Genomic DNA, 24,012 nt, shown 5'->3' with positions numbered 1-24,012 from the left:
TGCCGGTGCCAGGAGGATCGCCGATGCGAATGCTCGTCCTGCTCGCCGCCCTCGCTGCCGCCGCTCCGGCGCAGGCCCAGCTCGTCATCGCGCATCGCGGTGCGAGCGGTGAGCGGCCCGAACACACGCTCGCCGCCTACGAGCGGGCGATCGACGCTGGCGCCGACTTCATCGAGCCCGATCTCGTCGTGACCAAGGACCTCGTCCTCGTCGCGCGGCACGAGAATGAGATTTCGGGCACCACCGATGTCGCCACCCGCAGCGAATTCGCCGACCGTCGCAAGTCGAAGGAAGTCGACGGAGAGCTTGTTTCGGGCTGGTTCGCCGAGGATTTCACGCTCGCCGAACTGCGCACGCTGCGCGCCAAGGAGCGGCTCGGCACCTTGCGCACCGCGAACGCCCGCTACGACGGTCTCTACCAGGTGCCGACCTTCAGCGAGATCGTATCGCTGGTCCGCGCCAAGGCCGCCGAAAGCGGGCGAACCGTCGGTCTATACCCCGAACTCAAGCACCCGACCTTCCTGCTGCAGCAGGGCATCGACAGTGTCGACCTGCTGGTCGCGGCGCTGAAGAAGGAAGGGCTCGACGGGAAGGCGATCCCGTTGTTCGTGCAAAGCTTCGACATCGCTCCACTCCAGCGTCTGGACAAGCTGATCGACGTGCCGCTGGTTCAGCTCGTCTCGACCGAGGCCGGCCCGGCGGACGAGAAGGACTTGACCTATGCCGAGATGCTGACGCCCAGCGGTCTTGCGCACGTCGCCGCCTATGCCGATGCGATCGGTCCGGACGTGCGACTGATAGCGGGCGCCGACGGGAAATCGACCGGCCTCGTCGAAAGCGCCCATGCGGCAGGCCTCAAGGTTCACGCCTGGACGCTGCGTAAGGAGAACGCCTTCCTCCCCGTGGCTTTGCGCAAAGGGACCGCGGAGGGCGCGACGGGCGATTACGCGGCGGCGTGGACCGCGCTTGCGGCCACCGGCGTCGATGCGATCTTCACCGACGATCCGGCGCTGGCGGTCCCGCTCAGGCGTTCCGCACGGCCGTGACGATGTAGTTGAGAGCAGTGTTCCCCGACAGGTGCAGGCCTTTCGTCGGAGTGAACGCAATGCCCTGCGGCTCGCCCATCACGAAGCCCGCGTCCCATAGCATGTCGGACAGTTCGTCCGGCGTGACGAAATCGTCCCAGTCATGCGTGCCGCGCGGGATCATGCCGGTCGCTTCCGCCGCGCCTACCAGCAGCAGGCGCGAGGCTGGGGTGCGGTTGGGAGTCGACAGCACAAACAGTCCGCCGGGTGCGAGTCGGGCGGCGAGTGCGGCCAGGAACGCCGGCTTGTCGGCGACGTGCTCGATCACCTCCATCGCGGTGACGAGGTCGAACGTCCCGACGTCGAGCGCGCCGACTTCGCCCGCCATGTAGCGCACCGGCAGGCCCGAGCCATCGGCATGGACGCCGGCGGCGGCGACGTTCTCCGCTGCCGCATCGACTCCGGTCACATCGGCACCCAGGCGCGCGAGCGGTTCGCACAGCAGGCCCGCGCCGCAGCCCACGTCGAGCGCGGACTTGCCCTCGAGGGGACGCAGCGAATCGCGGCTCTGCGGCCAGTGTGCGTCGATCGCGGCGCGGAGGAAAGCGAGGCGCACCGGGTTGAGCTTGTGCAGCATCGCCGAAGACCCCTTCGGGTTCCACCAGTCGGCCGCCAGCTTGCCGAAGTGCGCGGCCTCTTCGGGCCGGATGGTTGCCGGGGGGCAAGAATTGGTATCTCCGGGGGTTGTTGCATCGACCATCCGCCACCCCTAACAGCGCGCCGGTAACCTATCCAGCAGGAGCAGCTTCGCTTGGCCCGGATCGTGATGAAATTCGGCGGCACCTCGATGGCCGGCACCGAGCGCATCCGGCGCGTGGCGAACATCGTGCGCAAGCAGGCTGCGAGCGGCAACCAGGTCGCCGTGGTGGTGTCCGCGATGGCTGGCGAGACCGATCGGCTGGTCAACTTCTGCCGCGAGGCGAACCCGCTTTACGATCCGGCCGAATACGACGTCGTCGTCGCGAGCGGCGAGCAGGTGACGAGCGGGCTCCTCGCGCTCACCCTTCAGGCGCTCGGCTGCAAGGCGCGCTCGTGGCTCGGCTGGCAGTTGCCGATCCATACGATCGAAGCGCATGCCAAGGCGCGGATCGAGGACATCGATTCGGACGCGCTCCTCGCCAGCATGGCGGCGGGCGAAATCGCGGTAATCCCCGGCTTCCAGGGCCTCGGCCACGACAACCGCGTGACCACGTTGGGGCGCGGCGGCAGCGATACCTCGGCGGTTGCGGTCGCGGCGGCGATCGGCGCGGATCGCTGCGACATCTACACCGACGTCGACGGGGTCTATACCACCGACCCGCGGATAGTCGCCAAGGCGCGCAAGCTGAAGGCGGTGACCTACGAGGAAATGCTCGAGCTCGCGAGCGTCGGAGCCAAGGTCCTCCAGACCCGCAGCGTCGGCCTCGCGATGAAGGAGGGCGTGCGGGTGCAGGTCCTCTCCAGCTTCATCGGCGACGACGCCGTACCCGCCGACGAAATCCCCGGCACGATGATCGTCTCCGAAGAGGAGATGGAAAAGTTATTGGAGAAGGGCGAAATGGAACGCCAGCACGTCACCGGAATCGCGCACGACAAGAACGAGGCGAAGGTGATCCTCACCCGCGTGCCCGACAAGCCGGGGGCGGTGGCGCACATCTTCGAGCCGCTGGCGCAAGCGTCGATCAACGTCGACATGATCATCCAGAACGTCGGCCGCGACAAGGGCGAGACCGACGTGACCTTCACCGTTCCGATGGCCGACCTCGCCCGCGCGCAGGCCCTGCTCGAGGACAAGCGCGGCGAGATCGGCTTCAACCGCATCATCACCGACAGCAAGATCGCCAAGATCAGCGTCGTCGGCGTCGGCATGAAGAGTCACGCGGGCGTTGCCAGCACGATGTTCAAGGCGCTCGCCGAGCGCGGGATTAACATCCAGGCGATCTCGACCTCGGAGATCAAGGTCAGCGTGCTGATCGACGAGGACGAGACCGAACTCGCGGTGCGCGTGCTGCACACCGCCTACGGCCTCGACGCGAACGAAAGCGACTAGCTCCGGGTCGGATGACCGCGTCAGCTTTCGCTATTCGCGGAAGGCGTTTTCCGACAGGCGCGTGATCGGAGTGAAAAGGTAGCTCAGGATCGAGCGGCTCTCGCCCCGCAGGCTGACGTTCGCCATCATTCCGGAACCGATCTTCAGCGGCTTGCCGTCGGGTCCCTTCAGCGTCTGGTCGGTCTGCACTTCGACGGTGTAGAAGCTCTCGCCTTGATCGTTCTGCACGGCATCGGGCGCGATCGAGGTGACCACGCCGTCCATCGAGCCGAACACCGCCGAATTGTAAGCCGTGATTTCCACCCTAGCCTTCTGGCCGAGGCCGACATTCGCGATATCGCTCGGTCGCACCAGCACCTCGACATAGAGCGTGTCGTCTGCCGGCACGATCTCGGCGACCGGCATTCCCGCGCTGACGCTGCCGCCGACGGTCGTCACCAGCACGCGGTTGACCTTGCCCGACATCGGCGCACGGATAGCCGTGCGATCGACCCGGTCGGACAGCGCGGGCAGGCTCTGCCGCTGCATCGACAACTCGGCCTGCGCCTGTGACAATTCCATGCCGGCGCGCGACTTCCAGTCGCTGAACTGCTGCGCGGTAGAGGCGCGGGCTTCAGCCACGGACGACTGTGCCCGCGCGACCGCGGCCTGTGCCGCAGACACCTCGTTCTGCGCGACCTGCGCGGCATTCTCGGCCTTGATCAGGTCCATCTTGGGCACGATCAGCTGTTCGGCCAGCGGCCGCAGCATCTCGAGCTCGCGCCGCGCGGTGACGAGATTCGACTGCCGCGCTTCCAGAATCGAACGCGCTTCATTGACCGAGCGTTCTGCCTGCACGACGCGGGCCTGGCCTGCCGCGCGAAGACCCGACAGTTCGGCCATGCGGGCCGAGTGCAGCGATTGCTCGACCGCGACCTGCGACGGTGCGGTTCCAGCGTAACTGGGCGATCCGCCCGCGACTTCGGCCTGCAACCGGGCGATCTTCGCTTCCAGCGCGTTCACGTTCGCCTCGGTGCTCCCGAACTGCGAATCGCTGAGCGTGGAACTGAGCCGCACAAGCAGTTGCCCCCGTGTCACCGTGTCGCCCTGCTTGACGAGAATCTCTTCGACGACGCCGCCTTCGAGGTTCGACACCACCTGCAACTTCGAACTTGGAACGATGCGCCCCATGCCGCGCACCGTGCGGTCGACCTGGGTCAGGGCCGCCCACGCCAGAAAGATCAGCACGAACGCGGCCAGGCCCCACAGAATCAGGTTTGCGGACTTGCGGGCGCGCAATTCCTCATCTTCGAACGCGAGTTCGTCATCTTGGAAGAACGAGCGGGTCATCTGCAGCATGGCGCTACCTCTTGCCGATCCGCGCGACGTTGCGCGTCAAGGTGTCAGGGGTTCCATCCATCGCAATCCGCCCGCGCGACATCAGAATGACGCGCGACACGAGGTTGAGCAGCGACGGGCGATGGGTGATGACGATCAGGGTGCGGCCCAGAAATTCCTCGCGCAAATTGACCATGAGGCGCGCTTCGGTGTCGGTATCGACCGCGCTGGTCGGTTCGTCGAAGACCAGCACCGGCGGGCTGCCGACGAGTGCGCGGGCCATCGCGATCGCCTGCCGCTGGCCGCCCGACAGCCCGTCACCGCGATCCGCCAAGGACACGTCATAGCCGTTGGGCATCGTGGCGATGAAGTCGTGCGCCAAGGCAGCCTTGGCCGCGCGGACCATTTCCTCGTCGTCCACGTCCTCGCGGCCGAGCAGGATATTGTCGCGGATCGATCCGGTGAGCAGCACATTGTCCTGCAACAGCGCGCCCACCTTGGCTCGCAGCGACGCTGGCGCGAGTTGACGGACGTCGGTCCCATCGACCATCACGAGGCCGCTGGTCGGTGGGTAAAGGCCGATGATGAGCTTGGCGATCGTCGACTTGCCCGACCCGACGGGGCCCACGAGAGCGACGTGTTCGCCCGGCTTTATGCGGAACGACACGCCCGTCAGCGCCAGTTCTGCTGCCCCCGGATAGCGAAAATCGACGTCGCGGAACTCGATCGCGCCTTCGACGGTCGACGGCATCAGGCCGGGACCCGTCTGCGGCCCCTCGGCCGGCTGCTCCATCAGCTGGTCGATTTGCTGGTACGCCGTTCGCGTGGCGTTGATCCGGGTGAGGAGGTTGGCGATCGCGCCTAGAGGGGCGACTGCGCGGCCGGCGAGGATGGAGCAGGCGATCAGGCCGCCCATCGTCAGGCTCTGGTTGGCGATTGCAAACACGCCGAAGATGACGATCCCGGTGTAGGCCATCGTCTGCGCGCTGCCCGCGACGTTGATCGAGAGATTGGACGTCAGGCGCTGGCGAAGCGAAGCCTGCGAGTGGCCGCGCATCGCCGCATCCCAGCGCTTCTCCAGCATGCCGCCCGCGTTGGCCGACTTGACCGTTTCGAGGCTGCCGATCGTCTCGACGAGCACCGCCTGCTTGCCGAGTGCCTCGCCCAGGGTGCGCGATGCGAGCCTGCGCATGACCGGCTGCGAGGCGAGCGCAGCAAGAACCACCAGCGGGATGAGGACCAGCGGCACCATGACCAGCCAGCCGCCGATCAGCGCGATGGCAATCAATGTGATGATCACGAAGGGCAGATCGACGAGCGTGGTCAGTGTCGCCGACGTGAAGAAATCGCGCAGTGTCTCGATCTCGCGCACCAGTCCCGCCAGACCGCCCGTTGAGCGGCGACCGAGATCGAGCCGCATTGCGAGGATCCGCGAAAAGATCGCGCGCCCGATGTCCCGGTCGACCCGCGCTCCGGCTACATCGACGAAATACGAGCGCAGCAGTTTCAGCACGAAATCGAACAGCAGTACGATCGCAAGGCCGATCGTCAGGCCGATCAGCGATTCGGTCGCATTGTTCGGTACGACACGGTCGTAGACCGTCATCGTGAACAGCGCGACGATCAGCGAGAACAGGTTGATCATCGCCGCAGCAACGCCGACCTTCACGTAGAGCGACCGGTTTCTCCGAAGCGGTCCGGACAGCCATTCTGCTATCCGGGGCTTCGGTTCCTCTACTTCCATCTGTCCGTACATTGCCCCCCCCAGGCACTCGTCAGACTGCGACGAGCGTTTGCGTATACATCAATTGAGACTGATCCTGCAGCGTCTGGTCGTTGCTGCCAAGGAGGCTGGCTTGCCATGCGTCAACCTGGGTCATGGCATCGATCGCCTCGGCATCGTCGCGGTCGCAGCAGTATTCCACACCGTTTACCTTACCGTCGTTGTTATACTCATCGAGTGCGCTGTGGATTTGGGATCCGGACAGCGCCAGGTCTTCGCCCGGAAGACTCTTCGAGTTCCACGATGTGGTGCTGGTAGCGATTTTCGCGTCGAACTCGAAAATCGCCGTCTTGATGGCCTCGTGGAAGTTGGTGTTGGTGTTGGTGTCAGTATCCAAATACTCGTCACCGTTGTTCTTGATGCCGTCGGATTTCGTGTCGTCCGAGTTTTTGTTGCTGGCGAATTGCTGCAGCCAGTCGATTGCAGCGTCGATCGATTCACGTGGAGTCAGGTAGCCATCTGCGCCATCGACCGTGCCGATGCAGTCGGTCTGCCCCGCATCGGGATTGTTGGCGAGGAAGTTGAGCCACGTCGCAACCACGTCGCGGCCAACCATCCAGATGCCATCCGCTTGGCCACCGTTCGTCTGCCGGTTCGATGCGTTGATAAGCGAGACTGCATCCTCATAGCTGATGAAGATGGTATCTTCGTTGGCGTCGGTCAGGCCATTCTGGTTGTAGTCGCCAATGAGCAGGCCAGCAGTCTTCGCATTATCCAGCGGCTTGGCGTCGTTGAGGCCATCCTTGGCCAGCAAGTTGACGAAGCCGTCGCCGCTTGAATCGATCGGCGAAATGCTGCCGTTGCCGTCGTGATCGACCGCATATAGGAGTTCGTCCTCTGCAAACCCGGGCTTGCCCTCCTGCTTGTCTTCGTCGCCGTTGTGTCCGTTCCAGAACTTGAAGCCGTTGTTGCTCCAGAAGCCTGGCGTGCCGACGCCGACGCAATCCTCGTCGAGGACGTAGTAGTTCGCGTCGTCGCTGACGGTATTGGTCTCCTTTCCGATATAGACGTCCTCGGCCTTCACGCTGGCAGTATTCTCGTGTTGGCCAAGTCTTGAATCGAGCGAGTAATAGATGTCGAGCTGGTCTTCGACTTCGTCGGTGTTTGGGTCGTCATTCACCGCGAGCACCACATTCTCGAGGATCATGTCGCCGTCACCATCGAGGGCGATCCAGTCCTCGCCGGCCTCTTGCGTCCCGTTCCGGTTGAGGTCGACCCACGCGCCAAGCGCGGGATCGTTGTAGTCGATGGTCGTCTTCGTCGCGAGGACGCCGTCGTCGATGACGTAGTCTTCCATCGCGATCGCGGTGAGTGCGACGTTGCCGGTGTTCGTGAGCGTTACCTTGAACTGCACGATATTGCTGGTCGAGGCAGCCGAGCCGTCTGGATCGTCCTCGTCCTGGTACGTCGGGACCACGTTCGTCTTGACGTACTTCTGGATCGCGATTTCGGGATCCGGGACGAAGTTCGTGAGGTTGACGTTGCTCGCCACGAAGCCGGATTCGACCGTGCCGACGTCCACCTCGCCGATTACCGCGTAGCTACCTTCCGGCGTCTCTTCGGCGACCGTGTAGGTCCCCGGAAGCAGGTCGGTGAACTCGTAGTAGCCGGTGAGCGGGTCGGTGGTGGTGGTGATCGGATCGCCGTTGCCATCGAGCACCGGATCGCCATTCCCGTCGAGCAGGACGATTGTTACCGCACCGCCCGTCCAGGTTTGCGTCTCGCCGCCAACCTCGCCGTCGAGGTCTTCCAGCTTGTAACCGCTGATCTCGCCGAACTTGACGTTGGTGAAGTCGGCGTCGGTGACCTCGAACCCGCTCTCCTGGTCGGCGAGCGTGACGGTGAGCGGGGTGACGTTGATCCAGCCGTTGCCGGCGGGATCGACCTCGCGCACCTCGTAGTCGCCCGGCAGCAGGTCGGTGAACTCGTACTTGCCGTCGACCGTGTACTCCTCGGCGATCTTGACCCCGTCCTTGTAGAGCTGGATCAGGACCGGCTCGTGTTCCCACACCGTGCGGTCGTCGTCGGTCGCGTTCGAGCCGTCGGCGTCCTCGTACTTGGTGCCCGCGATCGAGCCGTAGCGGACGTTGGCGAAGTCGGCGTCGGTGACCTCGAACCCGCTCTCCTGGTCGGCGAGCGTGACGGTGAGCGGGGTGACGTTGATCCAGCCGTTGCCGGCGGGATCGACCTCGCGCACCTCGTAGTCGCCCGGCAGCAGGTCGGTGAACTCGTACTTGCCGTCGACCGTGTACTCCTCGGCGATCTTGACCCCGTCCTTGTAGAGCTGGATCAGGACCGGCTCGTGTTCCCACACCGTGCGGTCGTCGTCGGTCGCGTTCGAGCCGTCGGCGTCCTCGTACTTGGTGCCCGCGATCGAGCCGTAGCGGACGTTGGCGAAGTCGGCGTCGGTGACCTCGAACCCGCTCTCCTGGTCGGCGAGCGTGACGGTGAGCGGGGTGACGTTGATCCAGCCGTTGCCGGCGGGATCGACCTCGCGCACCTCGTAGTCGCCCGGCAGCAGGTCGGTGAACTCGTACTTGCCGTCGACCGTGTACTCCTCGGCGATCTTGACCCCGTCCTTGTAGAGCTGGATCAGGACCGGCTCGTGTTCCCACACCGTGCGGTCGTCGTCGGTCGCGTTCGAGCCGTCGGCGTCCTCGTACTTGGTGCCCGCGATCGAGCCGTAGCGGACGTTGGCGAAGTCGGCGTCGGTGACCTCGAACCCGCTCTCCTGGTCGGCGAGCGTGACGGTGAGCGGGGTGACGTTGATCCAGCCGTTGCCGGCGGGATCGACCTCGCGCACCTCGTAGTCGCCCGGCAGCAGGTCGGTGAACTCGTACTTGCCGTCGACCGTGTACTCCTCGGCGATCTTGACCCCGTCCTTGTAGAGCTGGATCAGGACCGGCTCGTGTTCCCACACCGTGCGGTCGTCGTCGGTCGCGTTCGAGCCGTCGGCGTCCTCGTACTTGGTGCCCGCGATCGAGCCGTAGCGGACGTTGGCGAAGTCGGCGTCGGTGACCTCGAACCCGCTCTCCTGGTCGGCGAGCGTGACGGTGAGCGGGGTGACGTTGATCCAGCCGTTGCCGGCGGGATCGACCTCGCGCACCTCGTAGTCGCCCGGCAGCAGGTCGGTGAACTCGTACTTGCCGTCGACCGTGTACTCCTCGGCGATCTTGACCCCGTCCTTGTAGAGCTGGATCAGGACCGGCTCGTGTTCCCACACCGTGCGGTCGTCGTCGGTCGCGTTCGAGCCGTCGGCATCCTCGTACTTGGTGCCCGAAATCGAGCCGTATTGGGCGTTTCCAAAGTTCATGGGCCCTGCGACACCGAACACGCCGCTGACCTTGTCCGCGGTGGTCGTATTGCCCTGCTTGTGTGGCAAGTCGTTTGCCGTGAACGTGTAGTTTTCGAGGACGGCGTTTACGGTGGCACTGCCGTCGAAGGTGTTGAACCACGTTCCGTCCTTGGGGATTTCAGTGATCGTCAGCTTGTAGGTATCGGCGACGGGTAGGAAAATGGTGTACTTACCGGTGCTGTCGGTCGTGGCCGTGCCCTGCACGGTCGTGACTGTATCGGGGTCATTTCCACTCCCCTCGATCGTGTATTCGAGGGTGTAATCGAATTTCCAGCCGCCAAGGGCGAGTTCCGTGTTGTCCCAGACCCCATCGCCATCGGTGTCTTGCCATTTGTACCCGTAAATCGGGGTACCGGTGGGTGCCTTCGACACCGACCATTCTTCGAAGCCGTCGTTGGTGGTGTAGCTACCGTAGATGGTAGTGGGTGAATCGTCGGCGTTGTTCGAAACAGCGCCGTCGATGGTGATGGTATCGTCGACGTTGGTAATGCCGTCCGTGGAATCGAGCGTTCCGGTTGCGCCGAATTCTGAGTAAAGCGTGACCAGGGTCTGGTTCTCTACCGCCCCCCCGAAGTTCGATTTCGGCACGTAGAAAAACATGTCCGATCGACCGCTTCCCGCCTGAAGCGAATAGTCGAGGAGGATGCTGGTATTCCCTGTGCCGTCTATGTCGTAGACTGCCGTCGCATTGTCATCGAACCAGTCGCCGTCGATCGTTCCTTCCGCCGACCCGGCGGCAAGCGCGCTCTTGTAGATGATCAGTTTGTCGAGCGAGATCAGGGGCGCACTGTTGAGCTGGTTGATGTCGAGCCGGAACTCGTAATAGACGACGCCGTCGATGGTGACTTCCGGCACGTCGCTAAGCAGCAAGTCCTTCGTGAAGGTGGGCGAGGTGTTCTCGTCGTAATTCGGGAAGGTTCCCGAATGATCCGACGTGTTGTATCCGTCTTCGTTGCCGGTCGCCTGAACGCGCACGAACGCGTTGATAACGCCGGTTCCTGACGTCGAATTGGGCGCTGTCGCAAAGAAGAGGCCGCCGTTAATCTTGGCTCGGTCGCCGGTCTTCGTCGTCAGATCGTAATAGGTGACGTCGTCCGCAGTTCCTGCACCGTTTGCGTCTAAATATGAAGCTTGACCGGTAGCCATCGCACATCCTCCTCACGTTGGACGGCGAGAAAGCTGCTTTGTGTCGGGCCCTTGCGAAGAGTGGGAGATGGAGCAACCCCTAGCCCCGTCCGCTGCCACTCGAGCAATTGACGACGTTACGACGTACCCTACTCGAAAGAGAGGGGACAAAACGCACACGACGTACAACCCGTTTAGAAAGATTTTTGGCCCGCACGCAGTCCACGCGACTCGCGTCCGTAAGTGCGAAGTTAAGCTTCGGTTAACCAGAGTCAAACGGAAATAGTGTTCCACTGTGGGACATTAGCGGCGATCCGAAAGGTGCCTCGATCTGATTCCGAGCAGCCGCCCGCCCGATCAGTCGTAATCTGGCTTCGTCCGCCGACGGCAGGACGTCTTGCCGCATCGTGTCAGCGCGCTTAAGCGCGCGCCATGAAGACCTACCCCAAGACCAGCGCCCTCATGGCCCGCGGCCGCGCGTTCCTCGGCACCGAATACGCCATCTTGTGCGGTGCCATGAGTTGGGTGTCGGAGCGCAATCTCGTCAGCGCGATCAGCAACGCGGGCGGGTTCGGGGTGATCGCTTGCGGAGCGATGACCCCCGAACTTCTCGATGCGGAAATCGCGGCCACGCGCGCCCTGACCGACAAGCCGTTCGGCGTAAACCTCATCACGATGCATCCGCAGCTATTCGACCTGATCGAGGTCTGCGCGCGGCATCGGGTCGGGCACGTCGTGCTCGCCGGCGGCATCCCGCCGAAGGGCAGCGTCGAGGCGATTAAGGCGTTCGATGCCAAAGTGATCGTGTTCGCTCCCACGCTCGCGCTCGCCAAGAAGCTGCTGCGTAGCGGCGGCGATGCGCTCGTCATCGAAGGGATGGAGGCGGGGGGGCACATCGGTCCGGTATCGACCAGCGTCCTCGCGCAGGAATTTCTGCCGGAGCTCGCCGCCGACAACCTCGTGTTCGTCGCGGGCGGGATCGGCCGGGGCGAGGCGATCGCCGGCTACCTCGAGATGGGCGCGGTCGGCGTCCAGCTCGGGACGCGCTTCGCCTGCGCGACCGAGAGCATCGCGCACCCGGACTTCAAGAAGGCCTTCTTCCGCGCCGGTGCGCGCGATGCGGTGGCAAGTGTGCAGGTCGATCCCCGGCTGCCGGTGATCCCGGTTCGCGCGCTCAAGAACAAAGGGACCGAGGCGTTCACCGCCAAGCAGCTCGAGGTTGCCAATATGCTTGATTCCGAAGGGATCGAGATGCTCGAGGCGCAACTCCAGATCGAGCATTATTGGGCCGGCGCCCTTCGTCGTGCCGTTATCGACGGTGATGTTGAGAATGGCAGCCTGATGGCCGGCCAGTCGGTCGGCATGGTCAAGACCGAAGAGCCGGTCGCCGACATTATCACGCAACTGATGGCGCAGAGCGAGGAAGCATTGAATCGGAGGTGACAATGCGTGTCGAGCGACTGGACCACGTGAACATCGCGACCGACCGGCTTGAGGAGACGGTCGAGTTTTGCGAGCGAATCCTCGGCCTCACGCGCATCGACGCGCCGCCGCCGTTGACCCGACACACCGCTGCGTGGATCGCCGACGGCAGCGGGCAGGCGATCTTTCACATCAACACGATGGACGCGCCGCGTTCGGTCGAGCGCGCGGTCGAGCCGGGCGGTGAGGGCGGGCCGATCCATCACATCGCCCTCAAGTGCCGCGGCTACGATGCCCTGATCGAACGGCTCGACGCCGCCGGGGCCAGCTACACCTGCAACCTGATCGAGCGGATCGGACTGCGCCAGGTGTTCACCACCGATCCCAACAACGTGCTGCTCGAGCTGAATTTCTTCGCCGACTGACCGCTCAGCCGATCGGCTTGGGCTGCCACAATTCGACCTTGCGGCCGTCGCAGTCCATGATGTGCGCGAAATCGCCGTTCATCTCGCCGAACATGGTCATCACCGGCTCGACCCCTTCGGCGGCGCAGTGCGCGAGCATCGCGGCAAGGTCGTCGACCATGAGGTTGAACATGAATGGCTCCGGCGACGGCTCGAAATAAGTCGTCTCGGCCTTGAACGGACTGAACACGGTGCCGGCGCCCGGATGGGCCGCCGCCGTTTCGGGCAGGAAGACGGTCCCGCCCCAGTCCATGAAGTCGATGCCGAGAACCCGAGTGTACCACGCAGCGGTGGCCGTCGGATCGGACGATTTGAAGAACAGGCCGCCGAGGCCGAGCACCTTCGCCATCGCGCGCCGACCTTACCGGAACCAGCGCACGCGGCGCTTGGGCTGCGGCAACTTGCCGGAAACGCCGAACAAGAAGTTTGCCAGCACGGCCGCTTGGTTCTTGGTCAGGATGTAGTGGAATTCGTCCACCGGATCGGTCTTCGGATCACCGGCGCGGTGCCTGCTCTGCAAGCGCAGCACCACCCGATCGCCAAGGTCTTGGTGGGTCCAGCCGACCAGCGCGCCGAAGCCACCCATGCGTTCCGAACTGTCGTCGTCCATCGTCACGAGTCCTCCCGCCACCCTTGTTAACCTTTCGGCGCAGCAAGGGAAGCGGGAGAAATGCGCGAAGGGATTCGGTCAGGCGAACGCGTCCTTCTTGACCGTGATGACCTGAGCGTAGGTGAATTCCTTCAGGCCATCGAGGCCGTATTCGGCACCGAAGCCCGACTGCTTGTGCCCGCCGAACGGGGCGAGCGGGCTGATGTGCAGGAATTCGTTGACCCAGACTGTGCCGGTCTCGAGCTGCTCGGCGATCTCGACGCCCTTGTCCGGGTCGGCGGTCCAGACGGCGCCGGCAAGCCCGTATTCGGATGCATTGGCGCGCGCGATGACTTCCTCGGTGGTTGAGAACTTCATCAGCGGCATGACGGGGCCGAACTGCTCCTCGGCCACGATCCTGGCATCCTCGGGCGGATTGTCGAGGATCGTGATCGGCACGTAGTAACCCGAACCCGAAGGATCGACATTGCCGCCGACGAGGAATTTGTAGCCGTTCTCCTTCGCATCCTCGATCAATTCGCAAACGCGGTCGAACTGCTTCTTGTTCTGGATCGGGCCCACTCCGGTACCCTGCTGGCTGCCGTCGCCGACCGTCACGCCCTTCGCGTATTCGGCGATCGCTGCTGACAGCTCGTCGTATATGTCTTCATGGATGTAGATCCGCTTCGCCGCGACGCATATCTGGCCGGCGTTCGAGAAGCTCGACCAGAACAGCTGCTCGGCCACCTTGGAGACATCGGCGTCGGGGAGCACGATCGAGGCGTCGTTGCCGCCGAGCTCGAGGGTGATGCGCTTCAGGTCCTTCGAGGCACCTTCCATGATCCTCTTGCCGGTCGCGGTCGAGCCGGTGAAAGTAATCTTGTCGATGTCCGGATGTTCGGTGATGAGCGGGCCGAGCTCGTCGGGTCCGGTGATGATGTTGACCGTGCCGGCAGGCACCACGTCCTTGATCAGTTCGGCGATGCGCAGTGTGGTGAGCGGGGTGAAGGGCGAGGGCTTGAGCACGATCGTGCAGCCCGAAACGAGCGCGGGCACAATCTTCTGGATCGCCATCATCACCGGGAAGTTCCACGGCACGATGCCGCCGACCACACCGACAGGCACGCGGCGGGTCCGGCTGAGGCGAGTGTCGTCGTCCTGGTTGACCACGTCGTCTAGCTTCAGCCCCGACTGCGCCATCGCGAGGCCCGCGGCCCCGAAAATCTCCTGCTTCGCCTGGTGATGCGGCTTGCCCTGCTCGCTGGTCAGCAGGCGGTAGAGTTCGTCCGCGTTGTCCTTGATCGCGGCGGCGATGCCCATCACGACCTTTTGGCGCTCCTCGGGCGAGGTCTTGCGCCAACTCTGGAAGGCACGGCGGGCGGCTGCGACCGCGCGGTCGAGTTCGTCCTTGCCGCACGCCGGCACGCTGCCGACGACCTGCTCGTTGGCCGGGTTGAGAACGTCAAGCGTCCCGGCTGTGCTGACGAGTTCGCCGTCGATCAGGCAGGAATGGGTCGCGGGCATGTCTCTCTCCTTGGCAGGTGTGATTCGGTCCTTACTCGCAACCTAGCCGCAGCTTGCCTGCTTCGCCAACGCCGTTGCGTCGGGTCGGCGCTGGACGAAGACAACCGGGCTGCTAGGGTCGGTGTGACGGCGGGCGGCAAGGAGAGCGATGCATGTGCGATGAAACCGATCTCGAAGAGTTTGCCCGCCAAGGGACCAATCGCCGGGCCTTCGTCGCCGGCGGTGCGATGGCGAGCCTGGCCGCTTGCACGTCGGTAGAAACCGGCGGTGGCGCCGCCACCCTTACCGAAACGATGGTGTCGATCCCGACGCCCGATGGCACCATGGATGCCTTTTTCGTGCATCCGGCCAAACCGGCGCCCGCGGTTATCTTGTGGCCCGACATTGCAGGCCTGCGCGAAGCCAAGAAGGCGATGGCACGGCGATTGGCCGGCAGCGGCTATGCCGTGCTGGTCGCCAATCCTTATTACCGCGATGCGCCCGCTCCGCAATTTGCAGATTTCGCAGCCTTCCAGGCGCAGGGCGGGTTCGAGAAAGTCGGGCCGTGGCGGACCAAGGCGACGGCGCCCGACGCGATCGGCCGCGATGCCACCGCGCTCGTTGCCTGGCTCGACGCCCAGCGCGCGGTGAACACGAAGCGCGGGATCGGCAACCAGGGGTACTGCATGGGCGGATCTTTCACGATCTATACGGCTGCGGCGGTCCCCGGCCGCGTCAAGGCGGCCGCGAGCTTCCATGGCGGTGGCCTCGTTACCGACAAGCCCGACAGCCCGCACCGCCGTCTGCAACTGGGAACGGGCTACCTTATCGCCATCGCGAAGAACGACGACAGCAAGCAGCCGACGGCCAAGACCATGCTGCGCGAAGCGGCCGATGCTGCCGGTGTGCAGGCCGAGATCGAGGTCTACGCCGCCGACCACGGCTGGTGCGTGCCCGACAGTCCCGCCTACAACCAGGCGGAGGCGGACCGGGCCTGGACGCGGATGCTGGCGCTCTACGGCAAGCTCTAGACGAAATCCTCGGTATCGATGGTGGCCTGCATCGCCGCGCTGTAGCGCGGGCCGCTGACGGTAGCATGGTTGATCAGATCGCCCGCCGCCTCGATGGTCGAGGCAGGGATGTCGAGCGACAGCGTGGCGAAATTCTCCTCGAGGTGAGCGATACTCGTCGTGCCCGGAATCGCATGGACGTGCGGCCCCTGCGCCAGCAGCCACGCGAGTGCGAGCTGTGCCGGGGCGACGCTCGCTCTTTCCGCCAGTGCATCGAAGCGGGCGATCCGTTCGCGGTTGGCGGGCCAGTGGTCGTCCATGAATCGCGGCATCGTGCGGCGAATGTCGCGCTCGCCGAATTGCGGCACGTCGCCCAGTTCACCGCCCAATGCCCCGCGCCCGACAGGAGAAAAGGCGACGAAGGCGATGCCGAGTTCGCGCGTGGTTTCGAGAGCGGCGATTTCGGGCTGGCGCGTCCACAGCGAGTATTCGGTTTGCACCGCCGCCATCGGGTGAACCGCGTGGGCCTCGCGGATATGCGCCGCACTCCATTCGGAAACGCCGTAGCCACCGATCTTGCCCGCCTCGATGGCGCGGGACAGCGCGCCGACCGCATCCGCAATGGGAACCTTCGGGTCGAACCGGTGCATGTAGAACAGATCGATCCGATCGGTCCTGAGCCGTGCCAGACTGTCATCGATCGATTGCAACATGGCCGCTGGTGAACAATCGATACCCCGCCGTTCGCCTTCGATCACGATACCGGTCTTGCTCGCCAGAAGGAAATCCGCGCGCCGTTCCGATACGGCCTCGCCCAGCAGGGATTCGTTGCGACCCAAGCCATAAATGTTCGATGTGTCGAGATGGTCATAGCCAAGCTCCAGCGCGCGTTCGAGCAGCCTGACCTTGTCGGCGTGCGGCGGCGGGTCGCCGTAGGCCCACGACAGGTTCATGCAGCCGAGGCCGACGGGCGCGACCATGCGGCCCGCGAGTGTGCGTTTCTCGATCATCCCGTGCACCTAGCGGGGGCGCGCCCGGATTAGAAGTTACCGCGCACCGACAGCGAGAAGATCGGTCCGATCAGCCGGTCGCGGCTCTCGATCGAGGCGATTGGCGTTGCCCCGCGCAGGCCTGTGTAGATCGTCCGTTCGCGGCGCGAGCGGGCGTTGAGGAGATTGCCCGCTTCCGCGCGTACGGTCAGTCCGAACAGGTCCTTGTGCTCAATGAACAGGTTCGCAAACCACGGGCCTTCCCATAGCCGGTCGACCTCGGTTCGTCGGTAGCGCGGCAGCACGTGATTGTGGCTCGCTTCGCCGCCGTAGGCCCAGTTGCTGCCGGGAATGTCGTGGCGCAACGACAGGAAGGCCTGCCGGTTGACGAACCCGCGCCACTGGCGCTTCTCGCCGGTGAAGGGGTCGCGCAGCCGCGAGGTCTGGAGCACAAACGTGCCGTCGAGCCGCACACCCTTGAGGCCGATCGGATCAAGATTGATGGTGCTGGTCGAAACGATCGCCGCCGCCCAGGCCTTGGGCACGTTGCCGATCGCTTCGCCGCCGGGCACTGGGATCACATCGACGTAATCCTCGACATCGCGATAGACGAAGCGGAACTGCTGCGAGCCCCACGGCCCGAGCTTCTTGTTGATCTCGCCTTCGTAGCTCCAGTCCTGCTGCGGCCGCAGGTCGGTGTTGCCCGAATTGGCGGTGTCGTCGTTAAGGTTTGCGCGGGCGAGGAAATCGTAGAACGACAATTGCAGAACCCGGCGACGAATCTTGAGCGATGCGTCGAACGTGTCGCTCGGCTTCCAGGCCAGCGACAGGGTTCCCTTGGGGCGGAAGAAGGTGCGGTTCAGCCCCATCGCGCCGGTCTGCGTGATTGTCGAGCGCTCGGCCCCGCCGACGATCTGGATCGACAGCGTGTCGGTGAGCGGTCGGCCGAAGCTGAGCAGCGCTTCGTAGCGGTCTTCCTTCACCCCGCCAGTGCCTTCGGGATAAGGCGAGTAGATGAACGCGTCGCCGGCGCCCAGTACGCCAAGGCTGGCGACGTTATCGAGCGAGTTGAACGCCGCCTCGCCCGACAATTGCCAATCGCCGCCGAGCATCTTCCACGAATATTCCCCCCGCGCGATCGTTTCGCCTAGGTCGCCGACCTGCGCGTAGCCGCTGCCGACCGACGGCGTTGCATCGGCGTAATCGGTCACAACCTCCTCGAAGAAGGGTTCGTGGCTGAACCGGCGCAGGCCGATCGTCTTGAGCCGTCCCGGGCCCAAGCCGAACTCGTAGTCGCCCCCGATCTCGTAGTTCCAGGTCTTGTTGCGCTGGCGCACGGTGCGTATGCGGTCGGGCAGCCCAGGAGAGACCCGCGCGCCGCGCTCGTCGTAGATGCCGTAGACGCGCTGGTAGTGGCCGTTGAGGTGAGCCAGGTTGCCGCCGGTCCCGGTCCAGGTCAACTTGCCCGACAGCTTGGGCGCGTCGTAGTCGTTGGTCCAGACGTCGTTGCGGGTCTCGGTGATCACGCCGCTGCCGTCGAAGATCAACGTCGGCCCGCCGGCCGCGCTGCGCCCCGCCTGATTGTTGTCGAGACCGACCTCGTATTCCAGCGCGCCGCTACGGCCGCTGACCGACACCGCGCCGCGGGTGAACAGCGGATCGGCGTAGTGCGCGCGCACCTGCCCGGTCAGGCTGAACTGCCCCGACACTCCGCCGCTCGAGGTATAGACGACGTTGGCGACCTGCCCCGACAGGCCGGGCAGGTCCAGTGTGGCGCCGTCGACGATCTCGATCCGCTCGACATTCGCCGCCGGTATGCGCGACAGCAGCGTACGCAGATCGTCGGATTTCGAAGACGGGCGCTGACCGTTGAACAAAACGTTCCCGGTGGCCTGGCCCAGCCCGCGCAGGTTTTCACTATCGCGGATCTGGAAGCTCGGCACCTGTTCCAGCATGTCTTGCGCGGTCTTCGGTGCATATCGGGCGAAGTCGGCGGGGGTGTAGACCTGTCGTCCATTGCCAGAGGGGTCGGGAGCGGCAGCGGTCGCGGCGGGCACGGCTTCGCTGCTGACCGCAGTTTGCGCGAATGCAGGCGAAGCCAGCACAGTCGATGCGAGCAGCGGCAGTATCGCGACAATTTTCATGTGGTTGCAGTCCCCAACTTCCTCGATGAGGAGCACTAGGCTGGCCCGTCGCAGACCTCTCGCTAGCCTCGACCAGCGGGGAAATGGATTCGATAGGAGCACCGGACCCGCCACGAACGGCTGACGCCGCCGGACGGACGACATTCTGCTGAAGAACCTGCTTCAATCGGTCATCTGCCAGTCCGGTTTTCCTTGCCCGCGGCTCCGCGCGCCTTACGATATCGCTGCAGGCAGGGAGACCGGGATATGGGTTCGATCATCACACTGGCGCTGATACTCGCGGTGGTGTTCATCTTCATCGCATCGGGCGTGAAGGTCGTCCGGCAGGGCTTCGTCTATACCATCGAGCGGTTCGGCAAGTTCACCCTCGCCGCCGATCCCGGCATGCACCTGATCATCCCGTTCATCGACCGCGTCGGGCAGAAGGTGAACATGATGGAGCAGGTGCTCGATATCCCGGGACAAGAGATCATCACGCGCGACAACGCCATGGTCGGGGTCGACGCGGTGGTCTTCTTCCAGGTGCTCGATGCGGGCAAGGCCGCGTACGAAGTGCACAACCTCTACGGCGCGATCATGGCGATCACGACGACAAACCTGCGCACCGTGATGGGTTCGATGGACCTCGACGAGACGCTGTCGAAGCGCGACGAGATCAACGCCCGCCTGCTCGGCGTGGTCGATCACGCGACTTCGCCGTGGGGCGTGAAGATAACGCGGGTCGAGATCAAGGACATCCGACCGCCGCTCGACATCTCGGAAGCGATGGCGCGGCAGATGAAAGCCGAGCGCCTGAAGCGCGCCGAAATCCTCGAGGCCGAGGGCGAACGGGCAAGCCGTATCCTGCGCGCCGAGGGCGAGAAGCAGTCGGCGATCCTCTCGGCCGAAGGCAAGCGCGAGGCCGCTTTTCGCGATGCCGAGGCGCGTGAGCGGGCCGCGCAGGCCGAAGCCGAGGCGACCCGCGCGGTCTCCGACGCGATCTCGCAGAGCGGCAACCAGGCGATCAACTACTTCATCGCGCAGGAATACACAAAAGCGGTCGCGAAGTTCGCGACGAGCCCGAATGCCAAGACGATCCTGTTCCCGGTCGAGGCCACGCAGCTCATCGGCTCGCTCGGCGGGATCGGCGAACTGATGCGCGAAGCGATCAGGCCGGGCGAGGGCGCGGCGACACTCCCGCCGCCGCCTGATGGGGTCGCGGTCCCTCCGGTGCGCCAGCGCGCCGCCGTGCCGCGGACAGGCGGGGAAGAGTAGGGGGCGGCGATGAACTGGTTCGGAGAAACCGACGCCTACTGGATCTGGTTCGCGTTCGGACTCGTGCTCGCCGGACTCGAGATGCTGGTTCCGGGCGTCTACCTGATCTGGCTCGCGCTCGCGGCGTTGGCGACCGGCGCGCTGACTTTCGCACTCGATCTGGGCGTGCCGATCCAGATCGTGAACTTCGTTTTCTTGTCGCTGATCATCGTCTTTTCGGCAAAGCGGATCATGCGCGACCAGCCCATCGTGAGCTCCGACCCGCTGCTCAACAATCGCATGGGCCGACTGGTCGGCCAGACCGGAACGGTGGCCGTCGCGATCGAACACGGCGAAGGGCGCGTGCGGCACGGCGACAGCGAATGGTCGGCGCGCGGCCCCGAGCTGCCCGCAGGGACCCGCGTGCGGATCACCGGCTTCGACGGCGGTACGCTGATCGTCGAGCCGCTTACATTGCTCCCGGACGAAAGCGGGGAAGCCTAACCGGCGAGCTTCTCGTTGAAGCGCCCGTGCTTGCGGTAGCGGGTCATCCAGCGATCGAGGAAAAGGCCCAGCGGCCGCGCGGTGACGCCCAGTTCCTTGAGGCCGGGCAGCGCACCTGAAGGACCGTTTCCGGCCTTAAGCAGCGCCCACTGGTCGCTGTTCATCGGCGTGCCGGGGAGGGCGGCGAACACCGCCGAGATACCGTCGGGCACGTCGATGAAGCCACGCTTGCGGTTCTGCGCAGCGGCGATCCGCTCGTTCAGCGCGCGCATCGTGATCGGTTCGGGACCGGCAATTTCGTAGGTCTTGCCGCCATGCTTCGCCGGATCGGCGAGCGCCGCGACGATCGCTTCGGCAGCATCGTCGACGTGCAGAGCCTGGACCGGCGCATTGGGCGCGAACACCGGCAGCACCGGAAGCGTCGCGATCAGCCCGGCGAACATATTCACGAAGCTGTCGTCCTCCCCGAACAGGACCGAGGGGCGCAGCACGGTCGCATTCGGGAACGCGGCAAGGACCGCGGTCTCGCTCTCTGCCTTCGCACGCGCGTAACCGGCGGGCGACTCCGCATCGGCTCCGATCGCGCTGACATGGACGAGCGCGGTCGCTCCGGCCTCTCGCACTGCCTGCGCCACGTTCCCGGCACTCCCGGCGATCGCCGTCATCAGGTCGCCGCTGAATGTGCCGACGAGATTGATGACGGCATCGGAACCGGCGACCGCCGGAGTCAGCGTCGCTGGCCGCGTTGAATCGACCCGCGCGAACTGGAGCTGTCCGAGTTGGGCGAGCGGCTTCAGCTTCCACGCCTTCTCCGGATGCCGACTGGCCACGCGCACGCGCGCCCCACGCCGCAGCAGCGCCTGCGCGACATGATCGCCGAGAAATCCGCTGCCGCCGATGATCGTCACCAGCTTGCCGTCGAGAGGATGCGTCCTGGCCATGCTTACCCTTGCCGAAATTGCCCGCCCGCCCTGCCGCAACCCGCTGTCTTTCGCAACGGGCCATACTTCAATCGATGATGGCGCGTTGACAAGCGCGCGCCCCCTTCGTATCGGCCCGCCCCTACCCGCCGGGCGGCTTCGACGTTCGCCCGCGCATCCGGTGCCCAGATGGCGGAATTGGTAGACGCACCGTCTTCAGGTGGCGGCGCTCGCAAGGGCGTGGAGGTTCGAGTCCTCTTCTGGGCACCATTTGTTCTTCTCAAAACATCCCAAAAAGTCTATAAAGTCCCGGAAATCCAAGGAATTTGGCCCTTGGACCGTCCCGGAACGTGTCAGGAACATCCAGGCATTCCGAGAACATTTGCGGGCCTTTTGCGGATTTCGGTGTAAACCACATTCGAGAAAGGCCCGCACGTGCCATTGACCGATAGCCAGCTCAGAGCGCTCCGACCCAGAGAAAAGCCATACAAGGTCGCCGACGAGCGCGGCTTGTATGTTCAAGTGACGCCGCTAGGCAGCAAGCTGTGGCGCTTCCGCTATCGAATCGGGAAGGTTGAGAAGAAGCTTTCGATCGGCACCTATCCCGACCTCAGCCTGAAAGATGCGCGCAACGCAGCGCTCGAAGCGCGTCTCGCGGTATCGAAGGGCGGTGATCCTGCGCTCGAGAAGCGCAAGCAAAAGATCCGGGCCGAATTCATCGCCGGGATCACTTTCGAGGAGGTGGCAAGGGAATACATCGACCAGATGATGGTCCGCAACGGCAGGGCCGACGCGACGCTACTCAAGGCCAACTACTTTCTCGACAAGCTGGTTCGCTCGATCGGGAAACGTCCCCTGGAACAGATCGAACCATTCGAGGTACTCGCCCCGCTGAAGCGCCTCGAAGCGGCGGGCAAGCACGAAACGGCCAAAAAATGTCGCTCGTTCGCCAGCCGGGTGTTCCGCTTCGGGGTCGCCACCGCGCGTTGCACGGGTGATCCGACGAGCCTTCTCAAGGGAGCCTTGATCACGCCCAAGGCCAAGCACTACGCCGCGATCCTTGACCCGACCGAACTCGGCGGCCTGCTGCGGGCGATTGACGACTACACCGGCCACCCGATTACGAAGTTTGCACTGCTGGTCGCGCCGCACGTCTTCGTTCGTCCAGGTGAGCTTCGCCACGCGGAATGGAGCGAATTCGACTTCGAGGCAGGCGTCTGGAAGATCCCGGAAGGCAAGATGAAGGCGCGCCGCGCCCACGCTGTGCCCCTGTCGAGCCAGGTGATCGCCTACCTGAAGGAGCTGGAAGCGATGCTTGGTTCAGAAGGATACGTGTTCCCATCCGCCAGATCGGAAACACGTCCCATGAGCGAGAACACCCTCAACGCGGCCTTCCGCCGCATGGGATTCTCAAAGGAAGAGGTCACTGCCCACGGCCTGCGCGCAACCGCCTCAACCATGCTCAACGAATCCGGACTTTGGAGCGCAGATGCCATCGAGCGCGGGCTCGCCCATGGCGACACCAATGCGGTGAGGGGTATTTATCACCGAGGTAAGCACTGGGAAGAGCGGGTGCGCATGGCTCAATGGTGGAGCGATCACCTGGACGAACTCAGGGCAGGAAACCCCGTCCTCAAGCTTCGGGTGGGATGATTAAACGGTTGCGGCGCCAAGCCAGTCCGTCCGCAGGCGATCGTAGCCTGAGGCCTCGCCCTCGGCTGTCACCTGGGTGCCAATCAAGTCATCGTCCGGCTTGCAGCCCTCCAGCACCCAGAGATCGCCAGCTTCGGTCACAATTATCAGACCTCGCGGACCGGATTCGAGCCGTCCGGTAATGCGTTTTCGATTCGTCATCATCAGTTGGCGTAGCTCATCCAGCGATCGAGGACGCTCCTCACATAGCCCGGCGTCTCGCGATTTTTAGGAATCCCGCCTGCCTTCGTCACGGTGCCGGGTCCCGCATTGTAGGCGGCCAGCGCAAGATGCACCGATCCGAACCGATCGAGCATCTGTCGAAGATAGCGCGCACCACCATCAATGTTCTGCTGAGGATCATGTCGGTTGGTGACTCCGAGCTCACGCGCCGTGGCCGGCATCAGCTGGGCCAGACCTGCCGCACCAGCTGGGCTGACCGCAAGCGGGTTAAACCGGGATTCTGCCCAGACCAAGGCCTGCAACAGCCGCGGCGGCAGTCCATACCTGATTTCGGCTTCCTGAATGAGCGGCAGGTAGATCGCCTCCGGATAACCCGGAACGACAGCGTGCGGCGCGAGCCTCCGGTCGACCGTTTGTGAAATGCCTTCACTGCGTGCCGCATTCACGTCTGAGGACGAGCGATAATCGTGATCGAAAATGTGAAATTCCTGCGCCGCGCTTGCGCCGCCGACCGCGAAACTTCCCGCCCACGTCAATCCCAGAATCAGCTTGCGGATCATCATGCGTTCTCCTCGATTGCCCCGAATCGCAAAAGAACATAAGATGAACACCAAGCTGTAGGAAAACGGTTCCTATCACGCAGAGGAGAGGCAGCGCTCGGGGAG

The 24,012-nt window shown here is 64.3% G+C and carries 20 protein-coding genes and 1 tRNA gene; 9 read left to right on the top strand and 12 right to left on the bottom strand.

Annotated features, from left to right (window positions below):
- The first annotated feature begins 23 nt into the window (after positions 1-23).
- On the top strand, positions 24-1,046 hold the full coding sequence (locus ACWPMX_RS11925; RefSeq protein WP_455700214.1) for a glycerophosphodiester phosphodiesterase family protein: 1,023 nt from the start codon (positions 24-26) through the stop codon (positions 1,044-1,046).
- Here the strand turns inward: ACWPMX_RS11925 and ubiG are convergent.
- Positions 1,024-1,785: a bifunctional 2-polyprenyl-6-hydroxyphenol methylase/3-demethylubiquinol 3-O-methyltransferase UbiG gene (gene ubiG, locus ACWPMX_RS11920; RefSeq protein WP_455700213.1), complete on the bottom strand. Its 762-nt coding sequence runs from the start codon at positions 1,783-1,785 to the stop codon at positions 1,024-1,026. The genes ACWPMX_RS11925 and ubiG overlap by 23 nt on opposite strands.
- A gap of 51 nt (positions 1,786-1,836) precedes the next feature.
- Between ubiG and ACWPMX_RS11915 the strand changes: the two genes are divergently transcribed.
- The gene (locus tag ACWPMX_RS11915) at positions 1,837-3,114 is read left to right on the top strand and encodes an aspartate kinase (RefSeq protein ID WP_455700212.1); all 1,278 of its coding nucleotides are present in this window, start codon (positions 1,837-1,839) and stop codon (positions 3,112-3,114) included.
- A 30-nt stretch (positions 3,115-3,144) separates the two neighbouring features.
- On the opposite strand, the gene ACWPMX_RS11910 is transcribed toward ACWPMX_RS11915, so the two are convergent.
- From ACWPMX_RS11910 to ACWPMX_RS11900, 3 genes are read right to left on the bottom strand one after another with little or no spacing between them, the layout of a single operon-like run.
- Complete coding sequence (locus ACWPMX_RS11910; RefSeq protein ID WP_455700211.1) at positions 3,145-4,452, bottom strand: HlyD family type I secretion periplasmic adaptor subunit; 1,308 nt, start codon at positions 4,450-4,452, stop codon at positions 3,145-3,147.
- A 4-nt stretch (positions 4,453-4,456) separates the two neighbouring features.
- Positions 4,457-6,187, bottom strand: coding sequence for a type I secretion system permease/ATPase (locus ACWPMX_RS11905; RefSeq protein WP_455700210.1), 1,731 nt, complete (start codon positions 6,185-6,187; stop codon positions 4,457-4,459).
- A 19-nt stretch (positions 6,188-6,206) separates the two neighbouring features.
- Positions 6,207-10,715, bottom strand: a complete 4,509-nt coding sequence (locus ACWPMX_RS11900; protein WP_455700209.1) for an MSCRAMM family protein — start codon at positions 10,713-10,715, stop codon at positions 6,207-6,209.
- A gap of 411 nt (positions 10,716-11,126) precedes the next feature.
- On the opposite strand from ACWPMX_RS11900, the gene ACWPMX_RS11895 reads away from it, so the two are divergent.
- The gene (locus ACWPMX_RS11895) at positions 11,127-12,137 is read left to right on the top strand and encodes an NAD(P)H-dependent flavin oxidoreductase (RefSeq protein ID WP_455700208.1); all 1,011 of its coding nucleotides are present in this window, start codon (positions 11,127-11,129) and stop codon (positions 12,135-12,137) included.
- A 2-nt stretch (positions 12,138-12,139) separates the two neighbouring features.
- Positions 12,140-12,541, top strand: coding sequence for a VOC family protein (locus ACWPMX_RS11890; protein ID WP_455700207.1), 402 nt, complete (start codon positions 12,140-12,142; stop codon positions 12,539-12,541).
- Positions 12,542-12,545: 4 nt separating this feature from the next.
- Here ACWPMX_RS11890 and ACWPMX_RS11885 read toward each other — a convergent pair whose 3' ends face one another.
- The 3 genes from ACWPMX_RS11885 to ACWPMX_RS11875 form a co-directional block, all read right to left on the bottom strand.
- Positions 12,546-12,929, bottom strand: a complete 384-nt coding sequence (locus ACWPMX_RS11885; protein ID WP_455700206.1) for a VOC family protein — start codon at positions 12,927-12,929, stop codon at positions 12,546-12,548.
- A 12-nt stretch (positions 12,930-12,941) separates the two neighbouring features.
- Positions 12,942-13,190 (bottom strand): hypothetical protein, encoded by a 249-nt coding sequence (locus ACWPMX_RS11880; RefSeq protein ID WP_455700205.1) that lies wholly within the window; start codon positions 13,188-13,190, stop codon positions 12,942-12,944.
- Between the two features lie 78 nt (positions 13,191-13,268).
- Complete coding sequence (locus tag ACWPMX_RS11875) at positions 13,269-14,693, bottom strand: aldehyde dehydrogenase family protein (protein ID WP_455700204.1); 1,425 nt, start codon at positions 14,691-14,693, stop codon at positions 13,269-13,271.
- A gap of 152 nt (positions 14,694-14,845) precedes the next feature.
- Between ACWPMX_RS11875 and ACWPMX_RS11870 the strand changes: the two genes are divergently transcribed.
- Positions 14,846-15,703 carry a dienelactone hydrolase family protein gene (locus tag ACWPMX_RS11870; protein WP_455700203.1) on the top strand — a complete coding sequence of 286 codons (858 nt, stop codon included), beginning with the start codon at positions 14,846-14,848 and terminating at the stop codon, positions 15,701-15,703.
- Here ACWPMX_RS11870 and ACWPMX_RS11865 read toward each other — a convergent pair.
- Positions 15,700-16,692: an aldo/keto reductase gene (locus tag ACWPMX_RS11865; RefSeq protein ID WP_455700202.1), complete on the bottom strand. Its 993-nt coding sequence runs from the start codon at positions 16,690-16,692 to the stop codon at positions 15,700-15,702. The genes ACWPMX_RS11870 and ACWPMX_RS11865 overlap by 4 nt on opposite strands.
- 29 nt (positions 16,693-16,721) lie before the next feature.
- Positions 16,722-18,815 (bottom strand): TonB-dependent receptor plug domain-containing protein, encoded by a 2,094-nt coding sequence (locus ACWPMX_RS11860; protein ID WP_455700201.1) that lies wholly within the window; start codon positions 18,813-18,815, stop codon positions 16,722-16,724.
- A gap of 246 nt (positions 18,816-19,061) precedes the next feature.
- Here ACWPMX_RS11860 and ACWPMX_RS11855 point away from each other — a divergent pair, with 246 nt between their 5' ends.
- Both ACWPMX_RS11855 and ACWPMX_RS11850 read left to right on the top strand, forming a co-directional pair.
- Positions 19,062-20,069: an SPFH domain-containing protein gene (locus ACWPMX_RS11855; RefSeq protein WP_455700200.1), complete on the top strand. Its 1,008-nt coding sequence runs from the start codon at positions 19,062-19,064 to the stop codon at positions 20,067-20,069.
- Between the two features lie 9 nt (positions 20,070-20,078).
- Positions 20,079-20,552 (top strand): NfeD family protein, encoded by a 474-nt coding sequence (locus tag ACWPMX_RS11850; RefSeq protein WP_455700199.1) that lies wholly within the window; start codon positions 20,079-20,081, stop codon positions 20,550-20,552.
- Here the strand turns inward: ACWPMX_RS11850 and ACWPMX_RS11845 are convergent.
- Positions 20,549-21,493: a complex I NDUFA9 subunit family protein gene (locus tag ACWPMX_RS11845; RefSeq protein WP_455700198.1), complete on the bottom strand. Its 945-nt coding sequence runs from the start codon at positions 21,491-21,493 to the stop codon at positions 20,549-20,551. The genes ACWPMX_RS11850 and ACWPMX_RS11845 overlap by 4 nt on opposite strands.
- A 162-nt stretch (positions 21,494-21,655) precedes the next feature.
- Here ACWPMX_RS11845 and ACWPMX_RS11840 point away from each other — a divergent pair.
- Positions 21,656-21,742: transfer RNA gene (locus ACWPMX_RS11840), tRNA-Leu, on the top strand.
- A 165-nt stretch (positions 21,743-21,907) separates the two neighbouring features.
- Positions 21,908-23,125 carry a tyrosine-type recombinase/integrase gene (locus ACWPMX_RS11835; RefSeq protein WP_455700197.1) on the top strand — a complete coding sequence of 406 codons (1,218 nt, stop codon included), beginning with the start codon at positions 21,908-21,910 and terminating at the stop codon, positions 23,123-23,125.
- Here the strand turns inward: ACWPMX_RS11835 and ACWPMX_RS11830 are convergent, their stop codons facing one another.
- Positions 23,126-23,326: a DUF5818 domain-containing protein gene (locus ACWPMX_RS11830; protein WP_455700780.1), complete on the bottom strand. Its 201-nt coding sequence runs from the start codon at positions 23,324-23,326 to the stop codon at positions 23,126-23,128.
- Positions 23,327-23,328: 2 nt separating this feature from the next.
- A complete protein-coding gene (locus ACWPMX_RS11825; RefSeq protein ID WP_455700196.1) occupies positions 23,329-23,907 on the bottom strand; it encodes a lytic transglycosylase domain-containing protein in 579 nt (192 codons plus the stop codon).
- Positions 23,908-24,012: the final 105 nt, after the last annotated feature.

The sequence above is a fragment of the Tsuneonella sp. HG094 genome (genome assembly GCF_053819285.1).
The sequence above is the reverse complement of the archived record's forward strand: the minus strand, read 5'-3'. Positions and strand labels throughout refer to the sequence as shown.